Source organism: Gammaproteobacteria bacterium, assembly GCA_022340215.1.
In the GTDB taxonomy this organism is placed as follows: Bacteria; Pseudomonadota; Gammaproteobacteria; order JAJDOJ01; family JAJDOJ01; genus JAJDOJ01.
Genome location: JAJDOJ010000145.1, coordinates 1 through 3,041 on the forward strand (window position 1 = coordinate 1; position 3,041 = coordinate 3,041).

Here is a 3,041-nt window from a genome sequence, read left to right on the forward strand (position 1 = left end):
GGCCACTTGTTTCAGGGGCGATTCGGCTGTGTAGCGATGGACGAGCGCCACCTGATGGCGGCATTCCGTTACGTGGCTTTGAATCCAGTTAAAGCAAAGTTGTCGAACACGGCGGCCGATTGGCCCTGGTCCAGCACGCCATCGCACTTTCGCCGAGAGGACGATGGGCTGGTTACAGTGAGTCCGTTACCTGATCGGGTAGAAAATCTTGCGAAGTTCTTGGCGATGGAGCCGGACCCCGAATTGGAAGCTGCCTTGATGAAAGGCCAAAGCATCGGGCGACCATTGATGAACGATCAGGAGCTTTTAGCACTCGAGCTGCGTCTTGGCCGGGCGATACGTCCCGGCAAACGAGGTCGACCTGTATCTACGGAACCGTGGGGTTTGACGGAGAAAATGGAGTAAATGGTAAGGTGTCACCGTAATCTCGTAATCTCCCGTAATCTAAGTAACCGGTCAGGTCGCGCAGCCAGATAGACTGGCCCGTGGTGAATCCATGCACGAAGGCGGTCTCAACCCGGCATGGGTTCTCGGCGTATAGATAAGCGAGGGCGACCTCGCTGTCCGGGTCAGCGACAGAATGCCGGTGGCGGTATCCAGGCTGGCGTAACCTTCGGGGCTTCCCGCTCGGACCAGGGTCACTCCGCTCCTCGGCTTGGTGATGGTGCGCACATAGGCGTAGCCGCTGCCGTCATCGTAGGGCTTGATCAGTTGCACGTCGCGCGCGCAGGCCGGGTCGAAATCTTCAGCCGAGACCTCGTAATCGGTCCAGTCCCGAAAGCGGAAACCCTGCAGGCTACCGCCGGGCGTGGCAGCCTGCAGGGCGTCCTTGATCGTTTTCTTGATGTGGCGCTCGCCCAGTTGCCAGCGCCCGCGTGCGATCTCCCAGTTCTGGTTGCGCTGCTCGAGCCCAGCCGCGGTGGCGACGATCCCGGTGCTGAACTCCGGCCCGCCGACGACGCTGTAATCACGGCCCGCGTCCAGCAGGATCTCGGCGAAGGGGGTCATGGGAGGCAACACCCAAAACACATGGGTTGCCCCTTGAAAACAGTACCATTTAACGGTACTATTCTACCCATGAAACGCAAGCACCAGAGGACGCTGGAACTGATCTTCTCCCACCCGGTCAGCGCCAACATCCAATGGCGCGAAGTCGAGGCGCTGCTCATCGCACTCGGGGCGGAGATCAGCGAGCGGGAAGGTTCCCGTCTCGAGGTTTTTCTGTTCGATGAGGTGCGGGTTTTCCACCGCCCCCACCCGCGCCCCGATACCGACAAGGGCGCGGTCGCCAATATCCGGGAATGGTTACGAGAAAATGGGGTGACACTATGATGAACACGATGGAGATCGACGGCTTCCGGGCCGTCATTCAATACGATCCCGAGATCGAGATGTTCCGCGGCGAGTTTGTCGGCCTCAACGGCGGCGCGGACTTCTACGCCAAGGACATCGAGGGTCTGAAGAAGGAAGGCGCGATCTCTCTGAGGGTATTTCTTGAAGGATGCGAAAAGCATGGCATCGAACCGAGAAAAGAATACTCCGGCAAATTCAACATGCGCGTTCCTCCACAACTGCACGCGGAGATCGTCGGCGCAGCTCAGGCCCAGGGCAAGAGTCTGAATCAATGGGTGGTCGATGCACTGAAGGAAACGGTGCGCCAATGAAAATCGAATTCGATCCCGATTCATGAGAACTCCTGCTCTCTCATGGATTCATGCGCCTCGGCGATCTGTTCCTGGCTCTGGCGTGATGTCTCGCCCTGGATGGTGAAATTGTTGGTGACGTTGACCCCGCCGGCGCCGCCGTTGCGCCGGTGGCGGGGATCGCTTCGTGTGAGGACCTCCTCGCCCCGGTGCAGGATGGCCGGGACCTCGCCGCCGGCGGCGAAGCACGGGGCGCTGGCGAAGGCGAGCGCCGGCACGGCGCGGGTCGGCGCGCTGCCCCCGGCGTGGAAGACGATCGCCAGGACCTTCTTGCCGATGGCGATACACGCGCCCACGATCCCGCCCGTGCCCTCACCGCCGCCGCCCCCACCGAGGTCGCCGAAAAATTTCTTCGCCAGTTGCGCAGCGACGATGTCCGCCGCCATGCGGGTCAAGGTGCGCTGCAGGCTATCCGCCATGCCGGAAAGTCCATCCTTGAAGGGGTCGAACAGGAAGTCCGACAGCGCCCCCTGGACACCGAATTGATTGAGCTGCTCGCCGGTCTCGGCGATCGCGACGTTGACCTCCTCGAAGCCGCCGCGGACTTCGCCGATGCGCCGCTGCACGTCCTGCTGCACGTGCGCATACTCCTCGCCCGAGAGATAGCCGGCATCATAGAGCTCACGGTTACGGTCCAGTTCCCGGTTGTGCGCGCGGGTGGAATCGAGCAGGTCCTTGACCGCCTCGGCCGAGCGCTGCATCTACTCCTGGATCTTTGCCGCGGCCTCGCTTTGTCGCGCCACCGCCTGGTCGAGTGCAGCGCCGAAACCGATCGGCCCGGATGGTGTCCCGCCCGGTGTCGGTGCGACGGTTCCCCCTAATTACGGTCCTAATTACATCATTACGGTGACACCTTACCATTAACACTAATTCCGGATAGACCCTAATTTCGAATAGGTTTATGAAGATTGGATGTCGCGACTTCCTCGGATTATCGTCACCTGTGTGGCGCACCATGTAACGCAGCGCGGAAATAGACGTCAGCGGGTGTTCCTGGTCGACGACGATTATGCTCTCTACAAGGACTGGTTGGCGCAGTCCTGTAAGTCGAATGGCGTAGCGGTCTGATCCTATTGTTTTGTGCCGAATCATATCCACTTGATCCTTGTCCCGTCGGAGGACTCTGGGTTGTCGAGAGCAGTGGGAGAAACCCATCGTCTATACAGTGGGTATATCAACGCGAGACTGCGGGTTACCGGCCACTTGTTTCAGGGGCGATTCGGCTGTGTAGCGATGGACGAGCGCCACCTGATGGCGGCATTCCGTTACGTGGCTTTGAATCCAGTTAAAGCAAAGTTGTCGAACACGGCGGCCGATTGGCCCTGGTCCAGCACGCCA

The 3,041-nt window shown here is 60.2% G+C and carries 6 protein-coding genes; 4 read left to right on the top strand and 2 right to left on the bottom strand.

The features are described from left to right. A partial coding sequence (locus LJE91_10395) for a transposase (GenBank protein ID MCG6869102.1) occupies window positions 1-405 on the top strand: 405 nt, incomplete at its 5' end. Between the two features lie 51 nt (window positions 406-456). Here the strand turns inward: LJE91_10395 and LJE91_10400 are convergent. Next, window positions 457-1,008, bottom strand: coding sequence for a DUF2460 domain-containing protein (locus LJE91_10400; protein ID MCG6869103.1), 552 nt, complete (start codon window positions 1,006-1,008; stop codon window positions 457-459). Window positions 1,009-1,077: 69 nt separating this feature from the next. Between LJE91_10400 and LJE91_10405 the strand changes: the two genes are divergently transcribed. Continuing rightward, entirely contained in the window at window positions 1,078-1,332 is a 255-nt protein-coding gene (locus tag LJE91_10405) for a type II toxin-antitoxin system HicA family toxin (GenBank protein MCG6869104.1), read from the top strand. Further along, window positions 1,329-1,664 (top strand): type II toxin-antitoxin system HicB family antitoxin, encoded by a 336-nt coding sequence (locus LJE91_10410; protein MCG6869105.1) that lies wholly within the window; start codon window positions 1,329-1,331, stop codon window positions 1,662-1,664. Before LJE91_10405 ends, LJE91_10410 begins: the two co-directional genes overlap by 4 nt. Window positions 1,665-1,684: 20 nt before the next feature. Here the strand turns inward: LJE91_10410 and LJE91_10415 are convergent, their stop codons facing one another. Then, window positions 1,685-2,404 carry a hypothetical protein gene (locus LJE91_10415; protein ID MCG6869106.1) on the bottom strand — a complete coding sequence of 240 codons (720 nt, stop codon included), beginning with the start codon at window positions 2,402-2,404 and terminating at the stop codon, window positions 1,685-1,687. Window positions 2,405-2,783: 379 nt separating this feature from the next. Here LJE91_10415 and LJE91_10420 point away from each other — a divergent pair. Continuing rightward, on the top strand, window positions 2,784-3,041 hold a 258-nt coding region (locus LJE91_10420; GenBank protein ID MCG6869107.1), incomplete at its 3' end, for a transposase.

Coding starts and splice junctions, on each gene's coding strand:
- LJE91_10400 (MCG6869103.1), bottom strand. CDS start 1,008: ATGACCCCCTTCGCCGAGATCCTGCTGGACGCGGGCCGTGATTACAGC.
- LJE91_10405 (MCG6869104.1), top strand. CDS start 1,078: ATGAAACGCAAGCACCAGAGGACGCTGGAACTGATCTTCTCCCACCCG.
- LJE91_10410 (MCG6869105.1), top strand. CDS start 1,329: ATGATGAACACGATGGAGATCGACGGCTTCCGGGCCGTCATTCAATAC.
- LJE91_10415 (MCG6869106.1), bottom strand. CDS start 2,404: ATGCAGCGCTCGGCCGAGGCGGTCAAGGACCTGCTCGATTCCACCCGC.